Source organism: Streptomyces sp. SID3343, from assembly GCF_009865215.1.
In the GTDB taxonomy this organism is placed as follows: domain Bacteria; phylum Actinomycetota; class Actinomycetes; order Streptomycetales; family Streptomycetaceae; genus Embleya.
Genome location: NZ_WWJX01000545.1, coordinates 1 through 444 on the forward strand (window position 1 = coordinate 1; position 444 = coordinate 444).

Genomic DNA, 444 nt, shown 5'->3' on the forward strand with positions numbered 1-444 from the left:
GAACTCGACCACCCGCAGCCGACGCAGACCCGGGTCCGCGCACAGGCGCACCAGGTGCGCGGCCTCCCCCGGCGCCGGCATCCTCCCGGCGGCGAGCGCCAACAGCACGCCGGCCGGACCGCTCACCACGTCGTAGTCCTCGAACCCGACCGCGTCCGCCCGCCAACCGGCACGCGCACACCGCTCGGCGAGGCGACCTCGTACCCGCTCGGCCACCGCCGCCAACGGCGGATGCAGCGCCGCTCCCCACCGCAGCCCCACCAGCATTCCCGCCAACCCACCGTCGTGCAGGCCGACATGCGCCACGTCGCGCGCGAGCGCGTCCTGCGCCCAGCGCCGTACCGCCGCCCGGGCGAGGCGTACGTCGTCGGCGCGAGCGCCATGCGCGAACGCCACTGCCAGGGCCGCCGGGCCCGGTTCGGCAACCGGCCCGGCGGCCCGGCC

General features: G+C 78.2%; 1 pseudogene. It reads right to left on the minus strand.

Annotated features, from left to right (window positions below):
- A pseudogene (locus tag GT354_RS16770) lies at nucleotides 1-396 on the minus strand (subtilin biosynthesis protein spaC); the annotation flags it as partial.
- Between the last annotated feature and the right edge of the window lie 48 nt (nucleotides 397-444).